Genomic DNA, 25,431 nt, shown 5'->3' on the forward strand with positions numbered 1-25,431 from the left:
CTGTGGCAGCGCGCCCGAATGAATTTCATCAGACTCGCGCTCTACTGGGGATCTGCATTCTGGTGTTTCTTTCATGCGGGCTTTTTTGCTTTTTTTCGTGTTCCTTCTCAGCGTGCCAGCGAGCTTCGCCGATCAGCGTTGTGACCCTCATGTCCCGGTCCAACGGGCCGAGGCGGGCGATCTGAGCCTGGTTTACCAAAGTGTCGGCGCGCCGCAGGACCCTGCGTTGCTGCTGGTCATGGGGCTGGGTGGGCAGCTGATCCACTGGCCCGATGACGTGGTCCAGGCCTTGTGTCTGCAAGGCTTTCGGGTCATTCGCTATGACAACCGTGACGTTGGCCTGTCGCGCTGGAACCAACAGCCGCCCTCGGCCAACCTCACGGTCGAGCTGTTGCGCTACAAGTTCGGCCTGCCGGTTGCCGCGCCCTATACGCTGACCGACATGGCCGGTGACGGGCTGCGCCTGATGGACGCATTGGGGATTGGCCAATTCCATGTGCTGGGTGTGAGCATGGGCGGGATGATCGCCCAGCACATGGCTGCGATTGCGCCGCAGCGGGTGCGCAGCCTGACCCTGGTCATGTCCAGCTCTGGTGCGGCGGGGCTGCCGGCGCCGGCGCCAGCCCTGGTGCAGTTGCTGGCCCGGCGCAGTGCGCCGAACCGGGAAGTGGCCATCGAGCAGCAGGCTGACTTGCTGGCGGCATTGGGCAGCCCGCGGGTGCATGATGACCGGGCCGCTTTGTTGCAGCAGGCTGCGGCGGCTTATGATCGGGCGTTCAACCCTGAAGGTGCCAAGCGCCAGATCATGGCGATCCTGGCCGAGCCAAGCCGGGTAGCGCTACTCAACCAGCTGCGCGTTCCGACATTGGTGGTGCACGGTACGGCTGACCCGTTATTGCCGGTGATGCATGGGGTGCACCTGGCGGCGCATATCCGTGGTAGCCAGCTGCGGCTGATCCCGGGGTTGGCACATCGTTTCCAGGAACCCTTCAAGGCACCGCTGCTGGGGGCCGTGCTGCCTTATCTGCAGTCACATCGTGAGGACGTGGCGCACCTTGCCGGGTTATGACAGTGCGCAGGCCCCTCAGGTGGGCTTTCAGCCCAACCCGTACTTTTTCACTTTGTCGAACAGCGTGGTCTTGGCCATGCCCAGCTCCTGGCTGGCTTGGCTGAGGTTGCCGCCGGTGCGCTGTAGGGCATCGCTGAGCAGATTGCGCTCGAACGCCTCGACCGCTTCGGCAAAGCCCAGCCCTTGGCTGGCGCCACCGCTCGGGCCTTTCTTGAATGCCGGCAGGCCCAGGGCATAGCGCTCGGCAACGTTGCGCAGTTCACGCACATTGCCGGGCCAGTCGTGGGCCATCAGGCGCGACAGGGTCTGGCTGTCCAGTGTCGGTACTTCCCGGTCGAAGCGCAGCGCCGATTGCTGCAGGAAGTGTTCGAACAGCTGCAGCACGTCTTCACGGCGTTCGCGCAACGGTGGTAACTCCAGGGTCACCACGTTGAGGCGGTAGTACAAGTCGCTGCGAAACTGCCCGCTTTTGCCAAGCGAATCGAGGTCGGCCTTGGTCGCAGCGATCACGCGGCAGTCCACCGCAATGCTCTGGTTCGAACCCAGGCGCTCCAGGGTGCGCTCCTGCAATACCCGCAGCAGTTTGATCTGCAGGTTGATCGGCATGCTCTCGACTTCATCGAGGAACAGCGTGCCGCCGTTGGCGTGCTCGATCTTGCCGATACGACGCTTGCCCGCGCCGGTGAACGCATTGGCCTCGTGGCCGAAGATCTCGCTTTCGAACAGGTTTTCCGGCAGGCCGCCACAGTTGAGCGCCACAAAAGGTTGGCCCTGGCGTCGGCTGAAATCGTGCAGGCAACGTGCGACCAGCTCTTTGCCGGTGCCGGTTTCGCCCTCGATCAGCACGTTGGCCGAAGTGTCGGCAACGTTGGCGATCAGCTCGCGCAGTTGCTCCATGGCGGGGGAGCGGCCAATGATGCGGCCTTCCAGGCTGCTCTTTTCGGCCAGTTGGCGGCGCAGGGCCAGCACTTCGCGCGAGAGCCCGCGCTGTTCGAGTGCGCGGCGCACCACGTCGACCAGGCGTTCCGGCGAAAACGGCTTCTCCATGAAGTCGTAGGCACCGTTGCGCATGGCGCCCACGGCCATGTCGATATCGCCATGGCCGGTAATCAGGACCACCGGCAGGCTGCGGTCGCGCGCCTTGAGGCGGTTGAGCAGTTCCAGGCCGTCGATCCCTGGCAGGCGGATGTCACTGACGACGATGCCGGCGAAGTCATCGCCGATCCGTTCCAGGGCCTGTTCGGCGCTGCCGACCCCCTCGCAGGCGATATCTTCCAGGGCCAGCGCCTGCTGGCAGCCGAGCAGCACATGCGGGTCGTCTTCGACGATCAGGACGGTAAGAGGCGCTTGGTTCATGGGAGCTCTGCCGGTTCATTAGGGGGGGACACCAGTGGCAGGGTGAGAACGAAGGCCGTTCCGCCACTGACAGGATGCTCGACGTTGAGGCTGCCCTTGGCGGCGGCAGCAAGGCTCGCCGACAGGGTCAGGCCCAGGCCCAGGCCGTGTTCGCCCGGTTTGGTGGTGAAGAAGGGTTCGAACAGGTGCTTGCGCGCCTCGTCATCGATACCGTGGCCATTGTCACGTACCCGCAGGCGATACTTGTCGCCCTGCAACTCGCCCTCCAGCCACAGCTCAGGTGCCGGCTGGGTTGCCATGGCATCCAGGGCGTTGCCGATCAGGTTGACCAGAATCTGCTCCAGGCGGGTCTGGTCAATGGCCAGTTGCAGGTCGTCGAACTGGCTGTGCAGCTTCAGGTGACAGCCACTGATGCGAGTGGCCAGCACCTGCAAGGTGGCCTCCACTGCCTTGGCCAGCGAGGCCTGGCCGCGGTCGTCACCGCGGCGGGCGAACGAACGCAGGCTGGCGGTGATGCGGCCCATGCGGTCGATCAGTTCGTTCATGGTGCGCAGGTTGGTACTGGCGGTGTCCAGCGCACCTCGTTCGAGAAAGCGCACGGTGTTGCCGGACAGTGTGCGCAGCGCCGCCAGGGGCTGGTTGAGCTCGTGGGCGATGCTGGTGGACATCTGCCCAATGGCGGCCAATTTGCCGGCCTGGACCAGTTCGTCCTGGGCGTGGCGCAGGGTCTGCTCGGCATGACGGCGTTCGCGGATCTGCCCCTTGAGCCTTTCGTTGCTGGCGCGCAGGTCGGCAGTGCGCTCAGCGATGCGCCGCTCCAGCTGGCTGTTGGCCTCCTCGAGCGCTTCGCGTGCAGCCAGGCGGGTGGCGATCACCTTGCGCCGCTCGTTCCAGGCGATACCCAGGATCGCCAGCAGGGCGAACGCCACACCTACCAGAATGCCTTGCACCATCGACTCGCGGCGCAGGTCCTGCAGGGGAGTGAGCAGGGTGAAATGCCAGGGGGTATCCACCAGGCGCCGGGTTTGCGCCAGGTAGGCCACCTCATGCGGTTTGCCGTGGGCGGTTTCGCTGTTGGCCGGGAACGTCAGTTTCTCTACGCCATCGGCCAGCGTCTCACGGGCCAGTGGCTGCAGCTCGTTCAGCGGCCACCAGTAATATTGCAGGCTGCGCGCCAGGCGCTCCTTGATCTGCGGGGTCATGGGGCGCACCGACTTCAAGCGCCGCGCCGGGTCGCTGGAGAGGATGATAATGCCGTTTTCGTCGCTGACGAACGCTTCCAGGCGGGCGCGCTGCCAGCGCTCTTCCAGGGTGTCCAGGCGTACCTTGATCACCGCTACGCCAATGATCTTGCCGTGTTCTTCAAGGCCGTGGGCCAGGTAATAACCGGCCTCGCCGGTGGTGCTGCCAATGCCGTAGAAACGGCCCGGCTCGCCGCGCACGGCGGTCTGGAAATAGGCGCGGAAAGACAGGTCTTCACCGAGGAACGAGTCGGCATCGCGCCAGTTGCTGGTGGCCTGCACCCGGCCATTGGTATCGAGCACGAAGATGGCCCGGCTGCGGCTGCGGCGGTTGAGGCCTTCGAGGTATTCGTTGACGGCCTGGCGTGAGCCGCCGTCGGGGTCGGTGAGCAGGTGCGAGACGCTGTCTTCGAGCTCCAGCAGGCTCGGCAGGTAGGTGTACTTGCTGATTTCGCTTTCGACCGTACGCGCATGCAACTCCAGCTGGCGCTCGCCGTTTTCACTCAGGGCGCGTATGCCGTTGCTCTCGCTGATCAGGTAGCCAGCCAGGCCCAGCCCGACCATCAGCAGGATGATCAGGGGCGGCAGCAGCAATTGGCGGATCAGGCGGGATTTCACGGCAGGCTTGGCAGGGAGAAGAAGCGAGGGGTCGCATTTCATCACAGTGGCCTTGTCACGACCAGCATCCGCTGCCCGGTGGAGCCCTGGGCAGCGGTCACTGTGGCCGGCTCAGTGTTGCAGGATCTTGCTGAGGAAATGCTGGGTGCGTTGGTCGCGGGTACCTTGGTCACCGAAGAACTCTTCCTTGGTGCAGTCCTCGATAATGCTGCCCTTGTCCATGAAGATGACCCGGTTGGCGACCTTGCGGGCAAAGCCCATCTCGTGGGTCACGCACATCATGGTCATGCCTTCGTTGGCCAACTGCACCATCACATCCAGCACTTCGCTGACCATTTCCGGGTCCAGCGCCGAGGTCGGCTCGTCGAACAGCATGACGATCGGGTCCATGGCCAGGGCGCGGGCGATCGCCACACGTTGTTGCTGGCCACCGGAGAGTTGGCCTGGGTGCTTCTTGGCGTGGGCGCTGAGGCCGACCCGCTCGAGCAGGGCCAGGCCCTTCTTGGTGGCCTCCTCTTCACTGCGGCCCAGTACCTTGCGTTGAGCGATGGTCAGGTTCTCGGTGATGGTCAGGTGCGGGAACAGCTCGAAGTGCTGGAACACCATGCCGACGCGCGAGCGCAACTTGGGCAGGTTGGTCTTGGGGTCGGCAATCGACGTGCCATCGACCACGATGTCGCCCTTCTGGAACGGTTCCAGGGCGTTGACGCACTTGATCAGTGTGGATTTACCCGAGCCCGAAGGGCCGCACACCACCACCACTTCACCTTTCTTGACCTCGGTGCTGCAGTCGGTCAGTACCTGGAAGTCGCCGTACCACTTGTTGACGTTCTTGATGGAAATCATACGGTGATCCTTTTTTGCAGGCGCTTGACCAGCCACGAAGCGGAGAAGCTGATGAGGAAATAGACGACCCCGGCGAAGATCAGGAACTCATGGGAGCGCCCAATGATGTCGCCGTTGGAACGGGCTGAGTTGAGGAAGTCTACCAGGCCCACGGTGTAGACCAGCGAGGTGTCCTGGAACAGGATGATGCTCTGCTGCAGCAGCAGCGGGGTCATCTTGCGGAAGGCCTGGGGCAGGATGATCAGGCGCATGGTCTGGGCGTAGTTCATGCCCAGTGCTTGCGCGGCGCCCATCTGGCCTTTGGAAATCGACTGCACGCCGGCGCGGACGATTTCACAGAAGTAGGCGGCCTCGAACATCATGAAGGCCACCACGCACGAGGTGAAGGCGCCCACCGGGGTGTCCTCCCCGGTGATCCAGCGCAGCACGAAAGGCACGGCCAGATAGAACCAGGTGATCACCAGCAGCAGCGGGATCGAGCGGAAGTAGTTGACGTAGGCACCGGCGAGGTTCGAAAGCAGCTTGTTCGACGACAAGCGCATCAATGCCAGAAGCGTGCCCAGCACGATACCGCCGATCACGCCCATGACCATCAGCTTGAGGGTCATGACCATACCCTCCCAGAGGGCGGGCAGGGCCGGGATGATTTCGCTGAAATCCATTTCCATTTACTTGCCCCCCACGGAAATCAGGCCAGGCACGGCGACTTTTTTCTCGACCAGGCGCATCAGCAGCATCAGGCCCATGTTCAGGGTGAAGTAGATCAGCGTGGCCAGGGTGAACGCCTCGAACAGGTTGGCGGAAAACTCTGCGGTCTGTTTGGTCTGTGCCAGCAGCTCCATCAGGCCGATCAGCGATGCCACCGAAGAGTTTTTGAACACGTTGAGGAACTCGGAGGTGAGCGGCGGAATGATGATCCGGTACGCTTGCGGCAAGAGCACGTTGTTGTAGATCTGCGGCAGGCTGAAGCCCATGGCGCGGGCGGCAGCTTCCTGGCCGCGCGGCAGCGCCTGGATGCCGGTGCGCACCTGTTCGCACACGCGGGCGGCGGTGAACAGGCCCAGGCAGATGACCACGCTGATCAATGCCGAGGTGGTCGGGTTGAGGTCCTGCTTGAACCACTCCTGCAGGCCTTCAGGCAGCAGGTCTGGTATCAGGAAGTACCAGATGAACAGTTGCACCAGCAGCGGTACGTTGCGGAACAGCTCTACGTAGGCGGTGGCGATACCCGATACCAGGCGGTTCGGCACGGTACGCATGACGCCAAGCAACGAGCCCAGCAGCAGCGCGATGATCCAGGCGGAGATGGCGATGGCGATGGTCCAGCCCAGACCGGTGATGTACCAGTCCAGATAGGTTTCGCTGCCCACGCCGGTGGACTTGAAGAACACGCCCCAGTCCCAGTTGTAATTCATCGGGATTTCCCCTCAGACGGTTGTTTCACGGGCACCTTCGAGCATCCGGGGGCGCTTGGCGCCCTCGGAGGAAAGGTTAGACACTAATGAGTGGCTTGCAGGATTGATTCGTGCGCGTGCGCACCCGGCCACTAACTGAGGATCAGGATTTCTTCTCGTCCGCGGCCTTGTCAGTCGGCTCGGCGATCAGCTTTTTCAGTTCATCGCTCATCGGGAACTCAAGGTTCAGGCCTTTTGGCGGGATCGGCTGCTGGAACCACTTTTCGTAGCTCTTGTTGACCTCGCCGGATTTGAAGTAATCCACGATGGCATCGTCGACGGCTTTCTTGAAGCTCTCGTCACCCTTGCGCATCATGCAGCCGTAGATCTCGTAAGACTGCGGCGTGCCGGTGATGACCCAGTCCGCAGGCTTGCGCGCTTTGGCCATTTCACCGGCCAGCAGGGCATCGTCCATCATGAAGGCCACGGCGCGGCCGCTTTCGAGCATGTTGAAGGCTTCACCGTGGTCCTTGGCGGAAATCACGTTCATCTTCATCTGCTTGTCGGCGTTCATCGCCTTGAGGATGCGCTCGGAGGTGGTGCCGGCGGTGGTCACCACGTTCTTGCCGCCCAGGTCGGTAAAGTCTTTATAGGAGGGTTGGCCATCCTTGACCTTGGTCAGCAGGCGCGTGCCGACTTCGAAGATGCCCACCGAGAAGGCGACTTGCTGCTGGCGCTCGACGTTGTTGGTGGTGGAGCCGCACTCAAGGTCGACGGTGCCGTTCTGCACCAGCGGGATGCGGGTCTGGGAGGTGACGAGGTTGTACCTGACCTTGATGTCGGTGCCCAGTCGCTTCTTCAGGGCGTCGACCACGGCCATCTGGATGTCGTGGGAGTAGCCCACAGGCTCGGGTTTACCGGCCAGGTAGGAAAACGGGATGGAGGAGTCGCGGTGGCCCAGGGTGATGGTGCCCGAATCCTTGATCTTCTTCAGGGTGCCAGTCAGTTCTTCGGCCATGGCCGGCGAAGCGATCACAGCGGCCGCGATGGCGGCGCCCAGCAATTGACGAACGATACGCATCAAATTTTCCTCGACGTGTTTGTTTTTTTTATGGAGCCGTTGGCGGACTCTTTCGTTCAACGAATACAGCAAGAAGCGAGTGCATTCGGCTACCAAGTGTAGAGCATGAGTCGTGCCAAGCCCTGTGACAGATCATAACCCCGCGCAAAGCCTGGGCATGAACCCTCTGTGAAGGTTTTTCTGCACCACGGATTGGTCGGAACACCGAATGAGTTGATAAGTCGCGTTCGGCAATCCGAACGATTACTTGCACCGCGTTCCGCTCCCAGATTTAAGTATCACCTGAGGGCGCGAAACACATGATGAGCTCGCTGGCTAACCACCAGGAGCTCATACCGTGTCCGCCATTGCGATTCCTTCCGATTCCGTCGATGCCTTCATCGCCGGCCAGCTGCCAGGCTGGTTGAAGTCTGCCGATGTCGATCTGCTTCTCACCCTGCACCGGGCGTTGCGTCATCAGCAGGCCGCTGCTGAAGGCGTCAGAAACCTATTGGCGCAGATGCCAAGCATCGAGGCCTTTGCCACGCCGTTGCTCGAGACTGCGCTGGGGCAAAGTGGCCTGGCCGACGCAGACGTGCGCAACATGAAGGTCTACATCGAGAACGATGTGCCTTTGCCCAGTGCGGCGCCCCGTCTGCATACCCCGTGGACGACGCTACATAGCAACCAGCCTTTGCTGACGGCGGCGTTGCACAACTTCCATGAGGCCGAGACGCGTTCCTCGGTTCATCGCCGTGCCCATCTGCAGGACGTTCACGGCATCAAGCTGCCGCTGGCATTCGAAGCGTTTGCCAGCTGTTGCAGAACGCTGGATATAGGGGGGCGCTACCAGGAAATGTTGCACGCGCGGCTGTTTCCGAAAAGCAGGCCCCCTGCGCCTGAGGGGTTTGCCCGCGCAGCGGTGGAGCGCGTGCTCGAAGAGAACCTGCGCGCGAAGATGGAAGTCGCGGTGCGCATGGCCAGGATCAAGTCTGAGCTGGACGATGTCGACTACCTGCGTCTGTTGCCTGTGTGCGCAAGCAAACCTATCGTGCCGGCGGCATCAGGCATCGCCACGCCTCGCCAGCTGTACCTGTTGGGCAAACGCATCCATGGCCCCGTAGCCTTCGAGATGCGCGACAGTGCCGCAGGGCCGCTCTCGGGAATCATCAGTTGGATACCACAGGATCCCTACCGGCAGATCGCCAGGTACCCCACCTGGGCCGCCCTCTATCAGTCGTTGGCCAAACACCTGCGTGCACCCCATTACCGTTCGTTTTTCTGTCGATTCATCAGTGAGCGTGATAAACCGACCTTCACGGCAACCCTCGAACGCCTGATCCAGGCGAGCGACGGCAAGCAGCCAGTTGATCTGGATGGGCGCAATTTCTCGATCGATATGCCCTTGTTCGCCTATCTGCGGGCCCAGCAGGTGGACAAGATACTCGATGATGCAAGGGTCCTGGCAGTGCCCACCGGTGACGAGACTGCGATCGAGCGACATCAGCGCCTGGAAGTGCTCAAGAGTGCTGGCTTCGATCTGCTCAACCTGGCGGCGCTGTTCGTTCCGGTGTTGGGCGAGGTGATGATGGCCGTGGCAGCGGTGGACGTTGTCAGCGAGGTGTACAAAGGTTACGCCGACTGGCGCATTGGCGATCGCCAGGGGGCGCTGGATCACCTGTTTGGCGTGGCAGAGAACCTGGCGGTCGGCACGGTGATCGGCGCCGCGCAGGTAGGTGTAGGCCGGGTGCTTGAGCGCATCCCTTTTGTCGATGCGCTTACCCCCTTGCATGAGGGTGAGGGGCGATACCGGCTGGCGGACCGGCCCGTTTCGGCTCACCACATCGACGGTGGTGGGGCACTTTTGCGCAGCTTAGGTGGGCGCTGGGCGCAAATATCAGACCAAAGTGCCGAAACGCTACTACGCGTCACCGGGCTTGAGCAGGATCACCTGCGCCACGTGCACCTGCAGGGCGAAGCTCCTCCTGCTCGCCTGCTCGATGCCCAGGAGCGCCACGAACTCCATACCCTTGAGCCGCACCTGCAGGGGGCCGCCCTGGAGCGTGAACTGGCAGCTCGGCAAGATCAGCCTTCCGCTGCTGGCGCATTGCTGATCAGGGTCTTCCCTGGGCTGTCCGTTCGCGGCGCTGAAAGCGTGCTCGAACAGGCCAGTGGTGAGCAGGTCAAGGCGTTGCTCACCACTGGCCGTATACCCTTGGAAATGGCCGAGCGCGCCCGTTGGCTCTTGCGCGAAAGCCGCCTGGACCGTGCGTTGCTGGGGTTCGAGCACCAAGGCGCGGTCAACGATGCCACTCAGCGCCTGGTGCTCAAGTGGGTCAACGAACTCGCGCCCTGGCCGGCTTCGGTTCGCATTGAACTGCGCCTGGGCGAAGCGAAGGGGCGGCTGCTCGCATCGGTGGGAAGCATCACTGCGACCCGCGTGCGGTGCCTTGTGCAGACCGAGCAGGGCTATCAGCTGAGTGATGCCACGCAGCCAATAATTGGCCAAGGGTTGTTGGCCTGCCTGATTCAGACACTTGAGGAGGGCCAGAAAGTGGCGCTCGGGGAGGGCTCGGTTGACGCCCGTGCTTTAGGCAACAGGGTTGCTCAAGTGGCCAGCGCTGACCGGCAAAAGACAGCTCAGTTGATGGGCTTGCGGCCGATCGGAGAACGCTTTCGCCCGCCGCAGCGCTTCGCTGACGGCCGTTTCGGTTATGCACTCAGTGGAAGGGGAGAAAGTAGCCGTCAGGCGATTCGCCGCGGGATACATGAAATCTTCCCAACCCTGACCGACGCACAACTTGACGCCTACCTGGGTGACCTGATGCAGCGCCGCATCGGGCTCTGGGACCACCTCAGCACGCTGCAGCGGCAGCTGGATAGCTTGCGCGACGCGCTGGATGCCTGGCAACGTGAGCGCGTGAGCTTCTTGGATGGGCGCAGGCGACAACGTGTGGCCAGCCAGATCCGCCGGGCCTGGCGGCGCAAGACGGCAGGCTTGGCAGGTGACGATTTCAGCCTGCATATCGAGGGTGAACTGGTGGGCAGCCTGCCGATCCTCCCCGAAGGCGTCGAATTCACTCATGTCCAGCGGTTGACGTTGCGTAACATGAGCCTCGACCACATGGATGAACAGTTCCTGCTCAGGTTCACCGGCGTTCGTGAGCTCGACCTGCGGGACAATCAGTTGGTCACCCTGCCGGCAGGCCTGGAGCGCCTGACCGCTCTGCGCAGGCTGCACCTGGCAGGGAACCGGATTGCCTTCGATGCTCAGAGCAATCTCCGGCTGGCAAGCCTTTCCATGCTGCAGCAGCTGGATCTGACCTACAACCCGCTGGGCCTGGTCCCCGACCTTTCCGGGTTGCGCCACTTGCGCGAAGTATCGTTGCGCGCCACAGGGCTGCAAGCGTTGCCCAACGCTTCGGCGTTGCCGTGGAGGGGGCTTGTCGATTTCCGTGAAAACCAGATCCGCCAAGTCACCGATGATCTACGCAACCTCAATGGTCGATTGCAGCGCCTGTCGTTACACGACAACCCGCTGGATGAGGCCAGTGAGTCATTGCTTTCGCGCAGTGCCAGCAGTGACTACCCCGCGAATCGGCGCAGCTCTTACCATCACGCCATCGCCGATGCCAACCTGCAAGAGCGGTGGTTGGGCAGCATTACCGGGGACTTGCTGGAACAGCGCAGAGCGCTATGGGCGAGGTTGGCCGAAGAACCGCAATCGGCAGACCTGTTCAGGTATCTGGCGGATTTTGCCAGGTCTGACGATTTCCGTGACCACCCGCGCTACTACCGTGCCAGGGTATGGCGGATTCTTGAGCTTTGTGCAGACAACACCGATGTGCGTGAGGCCGTTTTCTGGCAGGTGCAAGGGCCCAGAACCTGCGAGGATCAGTTGCTGCTCATACTCAGCCAACTGGAAGTCAGGGCCCACATCGCCTTGCACAGCGCGGAGGCTGGCACAGCGCGCGCCGAAGCCACCTTGCTACGGCTGGGGCGCTCGCTCTATCGCCTGGATCAGGTAGACAGTATCGCGACCCGGCACATCGAGGAGATGCGCCAGAACCCTTACGCGTCGGTGGATGACATTGAGGTTTACCTTGCCTATCGGGTCAACCTGGCTGACCCCCTGGGCTTGCCGGCCCAGCCACAGCACATGCATTACCCCGAGCACAGCGGTGTAACGGGAACACGGATTCTGCGCGCCCGCGCACAGGTCGTTGCCGGTGAAAGTACCGAGGCACTGAGCAATGCGCTGGCGCAGCGGGAGTTTTGGCAAGGCTATGTGCGCAACCGCTACCCCGAGCGGTTCGAAGCGCTCGCTGCGCCTTACCATGAGCAGTTGGAGGCGTTCGAGCGCGAGACGGGCGAGTCTGGCGAGCAGCTTTACCTCGAGCGTGCCGATGCATTGATGGCAGCGCTCAATGCCGAGGAGCGTGCGCTTTACCTGGAGCTGGCCAGGGAGGCATACGAGCGGGAAGCCTGAGAACCGGCGACCGCCTGGCGGTCGCCGTGCAAAGTTCAGGCGGCGTCGCTGCGAGCGTCACCTTGCGCAAGATAATCGGCCAATGCGCGTTGCTCGCTCTCGCTGGTGAACAAACCCAGCTTGGTCCGCCGCCAGAGGATGTCCTGGGCACTGATGGCCCACTCGCTATCGCGCAGGTAATCGACTTCACGGGCGAACAAACCACCGCCGATCGCCTGGCCAAGATCGTCAGGGCCGTTGACCCCCTCCAGCACCTGCCAGGTGCGGCTGCCATAGGTCACGGCCCAGCGCTTGGCGATATCCACGGCAAGCCATGGATGCTGGGCGAGCAGTTCGTCGACCAGTACCTGAGGTGTGCTCATGCCTTCCCCGCCGGGCAGTGCTGAGCTGGCGGTCCAGCTCTGGCCCATCTGGCTGAAGAACGGCTTGAGTTCTGCCATGGCCGACTCGGCAAGCTTGCGGTACGTGGTCAGTTTGCCGCCGAACACCGACAGCAACGGCGCCTCGCCCTGAGTGGCCGACAGCGCCAGGGTGTAGTCACGGGTGACTGCCGACGGGTTGTCCGATTCGTCGTTGCACAGCGGACGCACGCCAGAGTAGGTGTGCAGGATATCGCTGGCGCTCAACTGATGATTGAAATGAGCGTTGACCACGTCGAGCAGATAGCCGGTTTCCTGCTCGGTGATCGCCACCTTGGCGGGATCGCCGCTGTATTCGCGATCGGTGGTGCCGACCAGGGTGAAGCGGTCCAGGTACGGGATGCAGAATACAATCCGTTGGTCCTCGTTCTGCAGGATGTAGGCATGATCCCCTTCGTACAGGCGCGGCACGATGAGGTGGCTGCCCTGGATCAGTCGAATGCCGTACGGCGCAGTGAGCTTGAGGTCATCCTTGATGAACCGGGCGACCCACGGACCGGCGGCGTTGACCAAGGCGCGCGCGCGAATGGTCTGCAGGCTGCCGTCGGCGTGCTGCAGCTCTACCTGCCACAGGCCGTCGACACGTTCTGCGCGCAGGCAGCGGGTGCGGGTACGAATGTGCGCGCCATGTTCGCGTGCAGCCATGGCGTTGACCACCACCAGGCGGGCGTCGTCGACCGCGCAGTCGGCATATTCGAAACCGCGGGTGATGGCTGGCTTGAGCGGGTAACCCGGGCCGAAGCGCAGGCTGCGCGAGGCACCCAGACGCTTGCGTTTGCCCAGGTGATCGTAAAGGAACAGGCCGGCACGGATCATCCATGCCGGGCGCAGGTGCGGGCGGTGCGGCAGCACGAAGCGCATCGGTTTGACGATGTGCGGTGCCTTGGCCAACAGCACTTCGCGCTCGGCCAGGGCCTCCCGCACAAGGCGGAATTCATAGTGTTCCAGGTAACGCAGGCCGCCATGGATCAGCTTGCTGCTGGCCGACGAGGTGTGCTGGGCCAAGTCGTCCTTCTCGCAGAGGAAGACCTTCAGGCCACGCCCGGCGGCGTCGGCAGCAATGCCCACGCCGTTGATGCCCCCGCCGATCACGGCAAGGTCATAGCAATCGGCAAGTAGGGGCTGGGACGAAACGGGCTGGGACACGGGCAAGGCCTCCTGGGGCTGTTCACATCGAATATGAACATTAATGTTCGTTTCCGAAAATACTAGCGCAACAGAACGCCCATCGCCAGTCACTGTTCATAGAAAAAACTGATCGGATGGCAAGAAAGTGAACAATATCGAAAATGGCGAGCCCTTCCGGGCCCGCTTGCGTTTCACACCACGTCGAGGCGGATCTTGTTCTGGTTGAGCAATTCACTCAATGCAGGCGATGGCGGCTGGTCGGTCACCAGGCAGTCGACCAGGCTGATCGAGCCCAGGCGGACCATGGCGTTACGCCCGAATTTGCTGGAGTCCGCCGCCAGGATGACCTGACGGGCGTTGGCGATGATCGCCTGAGATACGCGTACCTCTTGGTAATCGAAATCCAGCAGGCTGCCGTCTTCATCGATACCGCTGATACCGACCAAAGCGAAGTCGACCTTGAACTGGCTGATGAAGTCGACGCTGGCCTGGCCGACCACGCCACCGTCACGGCGTACGGTGCCACCTGCGACCAATACTTCGAAATCATCCTTGGCTGCCAGGATCGCGGCCACGTGCAGGTTATTGGTGATGACCTTCAAGTGGCTGTGGTTGAGCAGCGCCCGGGCAATCGACTCGGTGGTGGTGCCGATATTGATGAACAGCGAAGCATGATCGGGAATTTGCCGGGCCACGGCGTCGGCAATGCGCTGTTTTTCGTCACGCATCTGGTCGGCGCGCATGGCGTAAGCAGTGTTCTCGATACTCGAGTCATAGGCTGCCCCACCGTGGTAGCGGCGCAGCAGATTGAGCTCAGCGAGCTGATTGATGTCGCGACGGATGGTTTGCGGAGTGACGACGAATAACTGCGCCATTTCCTCGATGCTGACGTAGCCGCGTTCGCGGACCAGCTCGAGGATTTGTTGTTGGCGTGGGGGCAGATTCATGGGCGGTCCTTATGGGCTGCCGGACAAATTCTGCAATGATGCCGTAGGAAACAGACTACGGCCAGTAGGCCATGGCATGGCGGGGCCGCGAAGCAGCCCCTGCCCAGGGTGATCAGGCCTCGTGATCTTCCCAGTCGCGGGTGCGCTCGACGGCTTTGCGCCAGCCGGCGTAGAGTTTTTCCTTCTGCGCTTGCTCAAGTTGCGGGCTGAATTCGCGTTCGATGATTGCCTTGTCACGCAGCTCGTCCAGGCCACTCCAGAAACCACAGGCCAGGCCCGCCAGGTAAGCGGCGCCAAGGGCCGTGGTTTCACGCATTTTCGGGCGCTCTACGCAGGTGCCGAGGATGTCGGCCTGAAACTGCATGAGGAAATTGTTGGCCACCGCGCCACCGTCGACGCGCAACTCGGAAAGGCGTTGGCCGCAGTCCTGCTGCATGGCGTCGAGCACGTCGCGGGTCTGATAGGCGATCGACTCCAATGCCGCGCGGATGATGTGGTCGACTTTCACCCCACGGGTCAGGCCGAACAGCGCGCCGCGGGCGTAAGGGTCCCAGTACGGTGCGCCCAGGCCCGTGAAGGCGGGCACCAGGTACACCCCGTTGCTGTCCTTGACCTTGCTGGCGAAGTACTCGGTGTCCAGGGCATCGTTGACGATCTTCAGTTCGTCGCGCAGCCATTGCACGGTGGAGCCGCCGTTGAACACAGCGCCTTCCAGGGCATAGGCCACTTCACCTCGTGGTCCGCAGGCAATGGTGGTGAGCAGGCCGTGGGACGAGGTTACGGCTTTGTCGCCGGTGTTCATCAGCAGGAAGCAACCCGTGCCATAGGTGTTCTTGGCCTGGCCGGGTTCCACGCACATCTGGCCGAACAGCGCTGACTGCTGGTCACCGGCGATACCGGCGATGGCGATGCCGCTCTTGGTGTGGCCGTAGACTTCGGAAGACGGGCGCACCTGAGGCAGCATCTGGCGCGGGATGCCGAGAATTTCGAGCAGCGTGTCATCCCACTGCAGGCTGTGGATGTTGAACATCAGTGTGCGCGAAGCGTTGGTGTAGTCGGTGACATGCACCTTGCCACCGGAAAACTTCCAGATAAGCCAGGTATCCACGGTGCCGAACAACAGCTCGCCGCGTTCGGCCCGCTCACGTACGCCCTCTACATTGTCGAGGATCCACTTGAGCTTGGTGCCGGAGAAGTACGGATCGGTGACCAGGCCAGTGGTTTCGCGAATGTATTGTTCATGCCCGTCGCGCTTGAGTTGTGCGCAGATCTCTGTGCTGCGGCGGCACTGCCAGACGATGGCGTTGTACACCGGGCGCCCGGTTTCCTTGTCCCACACCACCGTGGTTTCACGTTGGTTGGTGATGCCCAATGCGGCGACCTGGGCATGGCTGATGCCGGCCTGCGCCAGGGCTTCGACCATGGTCGCGCTCTGTGTGGCGAAGATCTCCATCGGGTCATGTTCGACCCAGCCGGCTTGCGGATAATGCTGGGCGAACTCGCGCTGGGAGGTGCCAACCACATTGGCGTCACGGTCGAAGATGATCGCCCGCGAGCTGGTGGTGCCCTGGTCCAGGGCGATGATGTAGTTCTTGTCCTGGGTATCTGTCATGGTCATAGGCCTTGCAAAATGAGGAGGTCAGGGCGCCAGCATCAGTTGGCTTGAGTATCGCCCTGGCGATTACCGTTTGTCTCTGGGTCCGCGCATTGAGCCGTCGGCAGGTTGCGGGCGATCAAGCCACGATAGGTCGCAGCACCCAGGCAGGCACCGAAGATCGGCGCGAACACCGGAACCAGGAAATAAGGGATGTCCCGACCGCCAGTGAAGGCGATTTCGCCCCAGCCGGCCAGGAAGGTCATCAGTTTGGGCCCGAAATCGCGGGCCGGGTTCATCGCGAAGCCGGTCAGCGGGCCCATGGCGCTACCGATCACGGCGATCAACAGGCCGATCAGCAGCGGTGCCATCGCACCACGGGGCAAGCCGTTGTTGTCGTCGGTCAGGGCCATGATGACCGCCATCAAGATTGCAGTGATCACCACTTCGACCAGAAACGCTTGTGCGGTGGAAAGCGATGGGTGCGGGTAGGTGGAGAACACCGCCGCCAGCTCCAGGCTTTCGCGACTGCCGCGCAGCATGGCGTGGGCTTGTTCGAAATCGAAGAACAGGTTGCTGTACAGGGTATAGACCAGCGCTGCACCGCAGAAGGCCCCACAAACCTGGGCCAGCATGTAGAACGGCAGTTTGCGTTTGTCGAAGCTTGCGAACAGGGTAAGGGCGATGCTCACGGCCGGGTTCAGGTGCGCACCAGAGATGCCGGCGGTGAAGTAGATCGCCATGCTCACGCCGACGCCCCAGATGATGCTGATTTCCCACAGGCCAAAGCTGGCGCCCGCGACCTTGAGGGCGGCGACGCACCCTGTGCCGAAAAAGATGAGCAGTGCCGTGCCGAGGAATTCGGCCAGGCATTGGCTGGACAGCGTGGGTTCGCGTAGAGCAGTCGTCATGTATGACCTCTTTGTTTTTGTTGTGAGGCGCTAAGCGCTCGACAGCAAAGTCCGGCGTCCATCCCCATTGACCCCGGGCACAGGTAGGAATGCACTTAAAAAGTGCACCATTTATTCAGAAACGAAAAAATATAGACAAGAAACGCTTATGTCAAAGGTCGAAAGTGAACGGTCAGTCACGATCTGAGCGTTGAATGCGGTCGTGAATCCCAAGCTAGAGCGGCGTGTCAGTTGCTAACTGGCTGGAGTGTAGGATTTGCCCTAAAGTAGCCGCCGAATTGTCTCGGAGCGGAGCACTGCATGACCCCGGCCCTCGATCTTCTGAAAAAAACGCGCGCGCCCCATCGCGTGCACAGTTACGAACACGATCCCAAGTCGGCGTCTTATGGGCTGGAGGCGGCTGAAAAACTGGGGCTGGAACCGCAGCAGGTGTTCAAGACCTTGTTGGCCAGCAGTGAGAAGGGTGAGTTGCTGGTGGCTGTTGTGCCTGTGGTGGGAACGCTGGACCTCAAGGCGCTAGCTCACGCCGCCGGCGTGAAAAAATGCGAGATGGCTGACCCCACGGCAGCTCAGCGTGCCACCGGCTACCTGGTGGGTGGCATCAGCCCGCTGGGGCAGAAAAAGCGTCTGCGCACCTTCATCGACGAATCGGCGCAGCGTTTTGCAACTATCCATGTCAGTGCGGGGCGGCGGGGGTTGGAAGTCGAACTGGCTGCCGCTGTACTGGCCGAGCACACCCAAGGCACCTTCGCCAGTATCGGCCGGGGTTGACCAGCGCAAGGGGCCGCCTTGCAGCCCCTTGGCCGAATGGCCGAATCAGGTCGCTGAGCTGTAGCGACGCACCCCGTTTTCCTGCCGTGGCAACTGCGCCGCGACACTGCCAGGGACCGGGAACAGCACCAAATGGTCAGCCTTCACGCTTATGCCGACCTGCTCGCCTACCTGGTGATCGATATGGCTGGGGAAGATCGCTTCCAGCTGGCTGCCTGTCGGCAACTGCAGCCGGTACAGCGTCGATGCACCCAGGAAGCTCTTGCCCACGATGCTCGCGCGCAATGCGCTGTTCGCGTCCGGGACGATATCGTCGGGGCGCAGCAGCACGTCTACCGAGCTGCCGGGCGCCATGATGTAGGCGCGGTTACCCCGCAGCTCACCGAGCTCGGTGTTGACTGCCTCATGGCTGCTCATCTGGCCACGTATGAAATAACCCTGGCCGATGAAACTGGCGACGAATGGCGTCTGCGGCTCATGGTAGAGGTTGTAGGGCGTGTCCCACTGCTCCAGCCGGCCTTCCTTGAACACACCCACATGGTCGCTGACCGCGAAGGCTTCTTCCTGGTCATGGGTCACCAGAATCGCGCTGGTACCGCGGCTTTTGAGGATGTCACGGACCTCGTGGCTCAGGCGCCTGCGCAACTCGACGTCCAGGTTGGAGAACGGCTCATCGAGCAGCAGCAATTGCGGCTCGGGGGCCAGCGCGCGGGCCAGGGCCACGCGCTGTTGCTGGCCACCAGAGAGCTCGTGTGGATACCGCCCGCCGAGCCCACCGAGCTTGACCAGGTCGAGCATTTCCTCGACCACCTGCCCCTGGGCGGGGTGCTTGGCGATGCCGAAGGCAATGTTTTGCGCCACGGTCAGGTGGGGGAACAGCGCGTAGTCCTGGAACACCATGCCTATGCGGCGCTTCTCCGGGGACAGGGTGAAACCGGCGCGGGAAATCACTTCGCCCGCCAGCTGGATCTCACCTTCGTGGACCGGCTCGAAGCCGGCTATGGCGCGCAAGGTGGTGGTCTTGCCGCACCCCGACGAACCCAGCAGGCAACCAATGTCGCCTGCGTTCAGGTGCAGGTTGAGGTTCTGGACGATGCGCTGGTCGCCGTAGCCGCAGGCGAGGTTGCGCAGGTTGAGCAGTAGGGGTTGACTCATGCGTGGTGGTAAGCCGGTTCGACAAGGAATTCGAGAAGGGCCTTCTGTGCATGCAGGCGGTTTTCAGCCTGGTCCCACGCGACCGAACGGGGGTCGTCGAGCAGGTCATGGCTGATTTCCTCGCCGCGATGGGCGGGCAGGCAGTGCATGAACAGGGCATCGGGTGCCGCCAGGTCAAGCAGTTCGCGGGTGACCTGGTAAGGCGCGAAATGCGCCAGACGCCGTGCAGTTTCCTCTTCTTGGCCCATGGAAGTCCAGACATCGGTGGTCACCAGATGCGCGCCACGTACGGCTTCACGCGGATCTCGGATGATCTGCACGCGATCTGCGCCCAGTGCCATGAAGCGTGGATCCGGGTCATAACCCTCTGGGCAGGCGATACGCAACTGGAAATCGAACTGCCGGGCGGCCTCGATGTACGAGTTGCACATATTGAAACCATCGCCGATCCAGGCCACGGTCTTGCCTTGGATGGCGCCACGGTGCTCGTGGAACGTCTGCATGTCGGCCAGCAATTGGCACGGGTGCGACTCATCGGACAGGCCATTGATCAGCGGTACACGCGAGTTGGCGGCGAATTCGGTGAGGGTGCTGTGCGCGTGGGTGCGGATCATCACCGCATCGACCATGCTCGACAGCACGATGGCGCTGTCGCTGATCGGCTCGCCCCGGCCCAGCTGGGTGTCGCGTGGCGACAGGAAGATGGCCTGGCCGCCGAGCTGGATCATGCCGGCTTCGAACGACACCCGGGTCCGGGTGGAGGATTTCTCGAAGATCATGCCCAGCACACGATTTTTCAGCGGTTCGAACAGCACGCCGCGCTTGCGCAGGTCCTTCAGCTCGATGCCTCGGCGGATCACACCGAGCAATTCGTCGGTGGTGAAATCCAGCAGGGAGAGAAAGTGCCTAGCGCTCATGATTGACTACCTTATCTGCAACGGTATGCAGGTCGACCGTATGGTTTTTTTGACAACGGGAGTGACCTGCGGCGTAAGCCGCACGGGGCGGACGAAATGGGGAAAGGCGCAATACTATAATTAAATGTCGCCTGAAACCAAGAGGGGGAACAGCGGCTCTGTTGCAAAGGGTGTCATTACCCCTTGAGCCTGCGCTGTTTTTTATTTGCTACACAGGTTTTACACGGCTTGCTGGCAAGTTGGCAAATGGCTGTCGCAAATCGTGCGCCTGATGTCGGTAGATTCACACGGCGAAGCGCGCTGGCAGGGTGCGGGGCGGGGGCCCATAGTCGAGGTTCGATAATTGCGAGGCAGAGGCCGCCATGACCAAGACCCTGCACCACCGTGCCTGCCACCTGTGTGAGGCGATCTGTGGGCTGAACATCGAGGTGAGCCACGAACACGACGGGAGCGCGCGCATCAGCGCGATCAAGGGCGATCCCCTGGACCCGTTCAGCCGTGGCCACATCTGCCCAAAGGCCGTGGCGCTGCAGGATATCCAGGATGACCCGGACCGCCTGCGCCAACCGCATCGACGGGTGGGGGGCCAGTGGCAGGCCATCAGTTGGGAGGAGGCGTTTGCCCTGGCCGCCGACAAGCTGTGGTCGATACAGCAGGCGCATGGGCGCAACGCCGTGGCGGTTTACCAAGGCAACCCGAGCGTGCACAACTATGGCTTGATGACCCACAGCAACTACTTTCTGGGGCTACTCAAGACACGCAACCGTTTCTCCGCAACTTCGGTGGACCAGTTACCGCAGCACCTGACCAGTTACCTGATGTATGGCCACGGCCTGCTGTTGCCGGTCCCGGACATCGATCACACCGATTTCATGCTGATCCTCGGTGGCAACCCGTTGGCCTCCAATGGCAGCATCATGACCGTGCCGGATGTGGAGAAGCGCCTCAAGGCCTTGAAAGCCAGAGGCGGGCAACTGGTGGTGGTGGACCCGCGGCGCAGTGAAACTGCGGCCATGGCAAGCCAGCACCTGTTCGTGCGCCCCGGCGGCGATGCGGCGTTGCTCTGCGCTTTGCTCAACACCCTCTTCGACGAAGGCCTGGCGAGAGGTTCGCATCTGCCAGTCAACGGCCTGGAGCAGGTACGCACGGCGATCCAGCCGTTCACCGCCGAGGTCATGAGCGCCCAGTGCGGCATCGACGCTGTCAGCATTCGCCAGCTGGCGCGGGATTTCGCCGCTGCGGACAAGGCGGTCTGCTATGGCCGCATGGGGGTATCGACACAGGCGTTCGGCACCCTGTGCCACTGGCTGGTGCAAGTGATCAATCTGGTAACCGGCAACCTGGATCGTCAAGGTGGTGCACTGTGCACCGAGCCTGCCGTGGACCTGGTGGCCAGTACCTCGGGCGGGCATTTCAATGCCTGGCAGAGCCGCGTATCGGGGTTGCCCGAGTACGGTGGTGAACTGCCCGTGGCGGCCTTGGCCGAGGAAATGCTCACGCCGGGCGAGGGGCAGGTGCGGGCCCTGGTCACCGTGGCCGGTAACCCGGTGCTGTCCACACCCAATGGCAGGCAGTTGGACGTGGCGCTGCAGGGGCTGGAGTTCATGCTCAGCATCGACCTGTACATCAACGAGACGACCCGCCACGCCGACCTGATCCTGCCGTCTACCTCGGCACTGGAAAACGACCATTACGACAGCACCTTCAACCTGTTGGCTGTGCGCAATGTCACCCGCTTCAACCGGGCCATACTGGCCAAGCCTGCAGGCGCGTTGCACGACTGGGAAATATTCGTAGGCCTGGCGCAAGCCTTTGCCAAGCGTGCAGACCAGGAGCTGAAACCGACCCTCGCACCTGCGCAGATGATCGACCTGGCGTTGCGCAAGGGCCGCTATGGCGACGAAAGTCCCCGCAAGCTTTCCCTCGAAACGCTCGATCAATATCCCCATGGCCTCGATCTGGGCCCCCTGGGCGCTAACCTGCGAGGGCGTCTGGCAACGGCCAGCAAAGCCGTGGAAGCGGCGCCCCAGGTTGTGCTGGATGACTTGCGCCGGTTGGCTGAATGCGTGCCGACGGCCGCGGGTGATTTACTGCTTATTGGCCGTCGTCATGTACGCAGCAACAACTCATGGATGCACAACTACCATCGCCTGGTCAAAGGTAAGCCACGCCATCAGTTGTTGATGCATCCCCAGGACATGCGTCAGCGGCAGTTGGAGGATGGCCAGCGGGTGCGTATCCGCTCGCGCACCGGTGACCTGGAAGTCGAGGTGCAGGCCTGTGAGGACATCATGCCTGGCGTGGTCAGCCTGCCCCATGGCTTCGGTCATGGCCGCCAGGGCGTCAATCTGCAGATCGCCCAGGCGCAACCCGGCATCAGTGCCAATGACCTGACCGATGAGCGCCTGCGTGATGCTGTGTCCGGAAATGCGGCGCTCAATGGCGTACCCGTGCAAGTGAGTGCCGCCTGAGCACCGGCAAGGCCGAGCACAAGGCTCAGGTTTCCGATACAATGCGTCACCGTGCCGACCATCGAGTCGGAAAGTTCAGACGAGGTGTTCCATGGATATCATCGAAACGATCAAAGAGCAGATTGCCAACAACACCATTCTGCTTTACATGAAGGGCTCGCCGAATGCCCCGCAATGCGGGTTCTCGGCCAAGGCATCGCAAGCTGTGATGGGTTGTGGCGAAAAGTTTGCTTACGTGGATATCCTGCAGAACCCGGAAATCCGCGCCAACCTGCCCAAGTACGCCAACTGGCCGACTTTCCCGCAACTGTGGGTAGCTGGCGAGCTGGTCGGCGGCAGCGACATCATGTTGGAGATGTTCGAGAACGGTGAGCTTCAAGCACTGATCAAGGACGCCGCTGCCAAGGCCAAGGCTTCTGAAGCCTGATCTTCCGGCAAGCATGAAAAAAAACCCGCTCATGGCGGGTTTTTTTATGGGGTTGGAATTTATTCTTCGCCCATCTGCGACTGCAGGTAGTTCTCGATGGTGATCTTGTCGATCAGGCTCAATTGAGTTTCCAGCCAGTCGATGTGTTCTTCCTCGGATTCGAGGATGTCTTCAAGCAGTTCACGCGAGCCGAAGTCACCGACGGTTTCGCAGTGGGCGATGGCGGCTTTGAGATCGATCAGGCCTTTCTGCTCGATCTTCAGGTCGCACTCGAGCATTTCCTTGGTGTGCTCGCCGATCAGCAGCTTGCCCAGGTCCTGCACGTTAGGGATGCCTTCGAGGAAGAGAATACGCTTGATCAACTTGTCAGCGTGTTTCATCTCGTCGATGGATTCTTTGTACTCATGCTTGCCGAGCTTGTTCAGGCCCCAATCTTCGTACATGCGTGCGTGCAGGAAGTACTGGTTGATCGCGACCAGCTCGTTTCCGAGGATCTTGTTGAGATGCTGGATGACGCTTACGTCGCCTTTCATTGCGGGTTCCTGCCCTAGAAGTGTGCCAATACAGCGAAGTTTGAGCCTGATACTTAGGGCTGTCAAACCTAAGTTATTGAATAATAAGTGAAAATAAATAGGAATAAGAATGTTTGTGAACCGCGTTGGGGCGCTAACTTATTGAATTTTAGGCATAAAAAAACCGGACGCGAGGTCCGGTTCTTCGAATTGGGCGATATCAGGCGGCGGTAAATTCCACCGGATAGGGCAGGGCGGCTTGCTGGCTCACCTGAAGCTCGGTCAGGGTCTCGCGGACGACCTGCTTGGCCAGGCAGGCGCATTTGCCACATTGGCTGGCGACATTGGTCGCGGCTCTGACGTCCTTGTAGCTGCAGCATCCTTCATAGATCGCATCGCGGATCTGTCCGTCGGTCACGCCGACACAAAGACACACATACATAAAGTCGGACCATCGCTGGTTGAGTCGATGGGTGGAGAGTAATGGTAATGAGAATGCTTGTCAAAACACTTTCTGTAAGTGCCGTGCTTGAGCGACCGGCGGTTGGATTCGGCCTGTCAGCGGAAGCCGTGTATGATGGTCGGCCTTTGTTGGATGTCGGGCAAGCCCGCCTTGGCCTGGCAAACGGTTCTTCACCCTCATCTGGAGATTACAATGAGCGTACTCGTTGGCAAAAAAGCCCCCGACTTCACCGTCCCGGCTGTACTGGGCAATGGCGAAATCGTCGACAGCTTCAACCTGGCCTCGGCCATCAAGGGCAAGTACGGCCTGGTGTTCTTCTACCCACTGGACTTCACCTTCGTATGCCCGTCCGAGCTGATTGCCCTGGACAACCGCATTCCGGACTTCCAGGCCCGCAACGTTGAAGTGATCGGCGTTTCGATCGATTCGCACTTCACCCACAATGCCTGGCGTAACACCCCGGTCAACAATGGCGGTATCGGCCAGGTCAAGTACACCCTGGCAGCCGACATGACCCACGAAATCTGCAAGGCCTACGACGTTGAGTCCGAAGGCGGCGTGGCTTTCCGTGGCGCTTTCCTGATCGATACCAACGGTGTCGTCCGTTCGCAGATCATCAATGACCTGCCGCTGGGCCGTAACATGGACGAGCTGCTGCGTCTGGTCGATGCCCTGCAATTCCACGAAGAGCACGGCGAAGTCTGCCCGGCCAACTGGAAAAAAGGCGACAAGGGCATGAACGCTTCGCCAGAAGGCGTTGCTGCATACCTGAGCGAGAACGCTGGCAAGCTGTAATTGCTGAGCGCCAAAAAAAACCGGCCTTCGTGGCCGGTTTTTTTTTAGCTGCAAGCTGCAAGCTTCAAGCTTCAAGCTTCAAGCTTCAAGCTTCAAGCTTCAAGCTAAAGCAAGAGCGATCCGCGTACTGCTTTGGCTTTTTCTTGCAGCTTGCAGCTTGCAGCTTGCCGCTCCACCTCAATCGTTGAAATCGCGCCAGCCGCCCATCTCTTTCCAGCGGTTGACGATGCCGCAGAAGAGTTCGGCGGTCTTCTCGGTGTCGTAACGTGCCGAGTGCGCCTCACGGCCGTCGAAGTCGATGTCAGCGCTCTGGCAGGCCCTTGCCAGCACGGTCTGGCCGTACGCCAGGCCAGCCAGGGTCGCGGTGTCGAAGCTGGAGAACGGGTGGAACGGGTTGCGCTTCAGATCGTTGCGCGCTACCGCGGCATTGAGGAAACCCAGGTCGAAGCTACTGTTGTGGCCGACCAGGATCGCCCGCTTGCAGCCATTGGCCTTCAATGCCTTGCGCACGCCGCGAAAGATGTCGGTCAGCGCGCTGTCTTCGCTCACCGCCATGCGCAGCGGGTGGTCCAGCTTGATACCGGTGAACTCCAGCGCGGCAGCCTCGATATTGGCCCCCTCGAACGGCTCTACACGGTAGAAGTAGGTGTGCTCCGGAAACAGGAAACCTTTCTCGTCCATACCGATGGTTACCGCCGCGATTTCCAGCAGGGCATCGGTGGCGCTGTTGAAACCGCCGGTCTCCACATCCACCACTACCGGCAGGTAGCCGCGGAAGCGCTCGGCCATCGGGTGGCGGGAGCCGCTGCCGGCTTGCCCGTCCTGGTCGTCTTCGTAGAGGTCTTCGC

21 protein-coding genes are annotated in these 25,431 nt (G+C 61.5%); 6 read left to right on the plus strand and 15 right to left on the minus strand.

Annotated elements, in window-relative coordinates; genetic code table 11:
- Positions 1-73: 73 nt before the first annotated feature.
- Positions 74-1,069 (plus strand): alpha/beta hydrolase, encoded by a 996-nt coding sequence (locus ABRP30_RS05350; RefSeq protein WP_349976218.1) that lies wholly within the window; start codon positions 74-76, stop codon positions 1,067-1,069.
- A gap of 27 nt (positions 1,070-1,096) precedes the next feature.
- Here the strand turns inward: ABRP30_RS05350 and ABRP30_RS05355 are convergent, their stop codons facing one another.
- From ABRP30_RS05355 to ABRP30_RS05380, 6 genes are all read right to left on the minus strand, one after another.
- The gene (locus ABRP30_RS05355) at positions 1,097-2,374 is read right to left on the minus strand and encodes a sigma-54 dependent transcriptional regulator (protein ID WP_241804932.1); all 1,278 of its coding nucleotides are present in this window, start codon (positions 2,372-2,374) and stop codon (positions 1,097-1,099) included.
- Positions 2,375-2,421: 47 nt separating this feature from the next.
- Entirely contained in the window at positions 2,422-4,326 is a 1,905-nt protein-coding gene (locus tag ABRP30_RS05360; RefSeq protein WP_267821383.1) for an ATP-binding protein, read from the minus strand.
- A 69-nt stretch (positions 4,327-4,395) separates the two neighbouring features.
- The gene (locus ABRP30_RS05365; RefSeq protein ID WP_241804858.1) at positions 4,396-5,130 is read right to left on the minus strand and encodes an amino acid ABC transporter ATP-binding protein; all 735 of its coding nucleotides are present in this window, start codon (positions 5,128-5,130) and stop codon (positions 4,396-4,398) included.
- The gene (locus ABRP30_RS05370) at positions 5,127-5,798 is read right to left on the minus strand and encodes an amino acid ABC transporter permease (RefSeq protein WP_267821385.1); all 672 of its coding nucleotides are present in this window, start codon (positions 5,796-5,798) and stop codon (positions 5,127-5,129) included. Before ABRP30_RS05370 ends, ABRP30_RS05365 begins: the two co-directional genes overlap by 4 nt.
- Positions 5,799-6,545 (minus strand): amino acid ABC transporter permease, encoded by a 747-nt coding sequence (locus tag ABRP30_RS05375; protein WP_267821387.1) that lies wholly within the window; start codon positions 6,543-6,545, stop codon positions 5,799-5,801.
- 142 nt (positions 6,546-6,687) lie between these two features.
- Entirely contained in the window at positions 6,688-7,605 is a 918-nt protein-coding gene (locus tag ABRP30_RS05380; protein WP_349976219.1) for a glutamate/aspartate ABC transporter substrate-binding protein, read from the minus strand.
- Positions 7,606-7,942: 337 nt separating this feature from the next.
- On the opposite strand from ABRP30_RS05380, the gene ABRP30_RS05385 reads away from it, so the two are divergent.
- A complete protein-coding gene (locus tag ABRP30_RS05385) occupies positions 7,943-12,073 on the plus strand; it encodes an NEL-type E3 ubiquitin ligase domain-containing protein (protein WP_349976220.1) in 4,131 nt (1,376 codons plus the stop codon).
- Positions 12,074-12,108: 35 nt separating this feature from the next.
- Here ABRP30_RS05385 and glpD read toward each other — a convergent pair whose 3' ends face one another.
- The 4 genes from glpD to ABRP30_RS05405 all read right to left on the minus strand — a co-directional run bounded on the left by glpD (position 12,109) and on the right by ABRP30_RS05405 (position 17,072).
- A complete protein-coding gene (glpD, locus tag ABRP30_RS05390; protein ID WP_349976221.1) occupies positions 12,109-13,638 on the minus strand; it encodes a glycerol-3-phosphate dehydrogenase in 1,530 nt (509 codons plus the stop codon).
- Positions 13,639-13,811: 173 nt separating this feature from the next.
- The gene (gene glpR / locus ABRP30_RS05395) at positions 13,812-14,567 is read right to left on the minus strand and encodes a DNA-binding transcriptional repressor GlpR (protein WP_241804864.1); all 756 of its coding nucleotides are present in this window, start codon (positions 14,565-14,567) and stop codon (positions 13,812-13,814) included.
- A gap of 112 nt (positions 14,568-14,679) precedes the next feature.
- Complete coding sequence (gene glpK, locus ABRP30_RS05400) at positions 14,680-16,179, minus strand: glycerol kinase GlpK (protein WP_267821395.1); 1,500 nt, start codon at positions 16,177-16,179, stop codon at positions 14,680-14,682.
- A gap of 41 nt (positions 16,180-16,220) precedes the next feature.
- Positions 16,221-17,072, minus strand: a complete 852-nt coding sequence (locus ABRP30_RS05405) for an MIP/aquaporin family protein (RefSeq protein ID WP_349976223.1) — start codon at positions 17,070-17,072, stop codon at positions 16,221-16,223.
- 300 nt (positions 17,073-17,372) lie between these two features.
- On the opposite strand from ABRP30_RS05405, the gene ybaK reads away from it, so the two are divergent.
- On the plus strand, positions 17,373-17,843 hold the full coding sequence (ybaK, locus tag ABRP30_RS05410) for a Cys-tRNA(Pro) deacylase (protein WP_267821399.1): 471 nt from the start codon (positions 17,373-17,375) through the stop codon (positions 17,841-17,843).
- A gap of 45 nt (positions 17,844-17,888) precedes the next feature.
- Here ybaK and ABRP30_RS05415 read toward each other — a convergent pair whose 3' ends face one another.
- On the minus strand, positions 17,889-18,998 hold the full coding sequence (locus tag ABRP30_RS05415; RefSeq protein ID WP_349976224.1) for an ABC transporter ATP-binding protein: 1,110 nt from the start codon (positions 18,996-18,998) through the stop codon (positions 17,889-17,891).
- Positions 18,995-19,915 (minus strand): ornithine carbamoyltransferase, encoded by a 921-nt coding sequence (gene argF, locus ABRP30_RS05420; RefSeq protein WP_046787764.1) that lies wholly within the window; start codon positions 19,913-19,915, stop codon positions 18,995-18,997. Before argF ends, ABRP30_RS05415 begins: the two co-directional genes overlap by 4 nt.
- Before the next feature lie 362 nt (positions 19,916-20,277).
- Between argF and ABRP30_RS05425 the strand changes: the two genes are divergently transcribed.
- Together ABRP30_RS05425 and grxD are read left to right on the plus strand one after the other, a co-directional pair.
- On the plus strand, positions 20,278-22,386 hold the full coding sequence (locus tag ABRP30_RS05425) for a molybdopterin oxidoreductase family protein (protein ID WP_349976225.1): 2,109 nt from the start codon (positions 20,278-20,280) through the stop codon (positions 22,384-22,386).
- 91 nt (positions 22,387-22,477) lie between these two features.
- The gene (gene grxD / locus ABRP30_RS05430) at positions 22,478-22,813 is read left to right on the plus strand and encodes a Grx4 family monothiol glutaredoxin (protein ID WP_241804870.1); all 336 of its coding nucleotides are present in this window, start codon (positions 22,478-22,480) and stop codon (positions 22,811-22,813) included.
- 59 nt (positions 22,814-22,872) lie between these two features.
- On the opposite strand, the gene bfr is transcribed toward grxD, so the two are convergent.
- Both bfr and ABRP30_RS05440 read right to left on the minus strand, forming a co-directional pair.
- Positions 22,873-23,346, minus strand: a complete 474-nt coding sequence (bfr, locus tag ABRP30_RS05435) for a bacterioferritin (RefSeq protein ID WP_012313030.1) — start codon at positions 23,344-23,346, stop codon at positions 22,873-22,875.
- 199 nt (positions 23,347-23,545) lie between these two features.
- Complete coding sequence (locus ABRP30_RS05440; protein ID WP_039601808.1) at positions 23,546-23,767, minus strand: bacterioferritin-associated ferredoxin; 222 nt, start codon at positions 23,765-23,767, stop codon at positions 23,546-23,548.
- Positions 23,768-23,980: 213 nt separating this feature from the next.
- Here ABRP30_RS05440 and ABRP30_RS05445 point away from each other — a divergent pair, with 213 nt between their 5' ends.
- Positions 23,981-24,583, plus strand: a complete 603-nt coding sequence (locus ABRP30_RS05445; RefSeq protein ID WP_012273884.1) for a peroxiredoxin — start codon at positions 23,981-23,983, stop codon at positions 24,581-24,583.
- A 177-nt stretch (positions 24,584-24,760) separates the two neighbouring features.
- Here the strand turns inward: ABRP30_RS05445 and rnt are convergent, their stop codons facing one another.
- Complete coding sequence (gene rnt / locus ABRP30_RS05450; RefSeq protein WP_372490474.1) at positions 24,761-25,372, minus strand: ribonuclease T; 612 nt, start codon at positions 25,370-25,372, stop codon at positions 24,761-24,763.
- Positions 25,373-25,431: the final 59 nt, after the last annotated feature.

The organism is Pseudomonas sp. WHRI 8519 (assembly GCF_040224055.2).
Lineage (GTDB): Bacteria > Pseudomonadota > Gammaproteobacteria > Pseudomonadales > Pseudomonadaceae > Aquipseudomonas > Aquipseudomonas putida_X.

Excerpts from the sequence above, each read along its gene's own strand:
- ABRP30_RS05350 (WP_349976218.1), top strand. The coding sequence starts at position 74 with ATGCGGGCTTTTTTGCTTTTTTTCGTGTTCCTTCTCAGCGTGCCAGCG.
- ABRP30_RS05360 (WP_267821383.1), bottom strand. The coding sequence starts at position 4,326 with ATGAAATGCGACCCCTCGCTTCTTCTCCCTGCCAAGCCTGCCGTGAAA.
- ABRP30_RS05365 (WP_241804858.1), bottom strand. The coding sequence starts at position 5,130 with ATGATTTCCATCAAGAACGTCAACAAGTGGTACGGCGACTTCCAGGTA.
- ABRP30_RS05370 (WP_267821385.1), bottom strand. The coding sequence starts at position 5,798 with ATGGAAATGGATTTCAGCGAAATCATCCCGGCCCTGCCCGCCCTCTGG.
- ABRP30_RS05375 (WP_267821387.1), bottom strand. The coding sequence starts at position 6,545 with ATGAATTACAACTGGGACTGGGGCGTGTTCTTCAAGTCCACCGGCGTG.
- ABRP30_RS05380 (WP_349976219.1), bottom strand. The coding sequence starts at position 7,605 with ATGCGTATCGTTCGTCAATTGCTGGGCGCCGCCATCGCGGCCGCTGTG.
- glpR (WP_241804864.1), bottom strand. The coding sequence starts at position 14,567 with ATGAATCTGCCCCCACGCCAACAACAAATCCTCGAGCTGGTCCGCGAA.
- glpK (WP_267821395.1), bottom strand. The coding sequence starts at position 16,179 with ATGACAGATACCCAGGACAAGAACTACATCATCGCCCTGGACCAGGGC.
- ABRP30_RS05405 (WP_349976223.1), bottom strand. The coding sequence starts at position 17,072 with ATGACGACTGCTCTACGCGAACCCACGCTGTCCAGCCAATGCCTGGCC.
- ybaK (WP_267821399.1), top strand. The coding sequence starts at position 17,373 with ATGACCCCGGCCCTCGATCTTCTGAAAAAAACGCGCGCGCCCCATCGC.
- ABRP30_RS05415 (WP_349976224.1), bottom strand. The coding sequence starts at position 18,998 with ATGAGTCAACCCCTACTGCTCAACCTGCGCAACCTCGCCTGCGGCTAC.
- argF (WP_046787764.1), bottom strand. The coding sequence starts at position 19,915 with ATGAGCGCTAGGCACTTTCTCTCCCTGCTGGATTTCACCACCGACGAA.
- ABRP30_RS05425 (WP_349976225.1), top strand. The coding sequence starts at position 20,278 with ATGACCAAGACCCTGCACCACCGTGCCTGCCACCTGTGTGAGGCGATC.
- grxD (WP_241804870.1), top strand. The coding sequence starts at position 22,478 with ATGGATATCATCGAAACGATCAAAGAGCAGATTGCCAACAACACCATT.
- bfr (WP_012313030.1), bottom strand. The coding sequence starts at position 23,346 with ATGAAAGGCGACGTAAGCGTCATCCAGCATCTCAACAAGATCCTCGGA.
- ABRP30_RS05440 (WP_039601808.1), bottom strand. The coding sequence starts at position 23,767 with ATGTATGTGTGTCTTTGTGTCGGCGTGACCGACGGACAGATCCGCGAT.
- ABRP30_RS05445 (WP_012273884.1), top strand. The coding sequence starts at position 23,981 with ATGAGCGTACTCGTTGGCAAAAAAGCCCCCGACTTCACCGTCCCGGCT.
- rnt (WP_372490474.1), bottom strand. The coding sequence starts at position 25,372 with ATGGCCGAGCGCTTCCGCGGCTACCTGCCGGTAGTGGTGGATGTGGAG.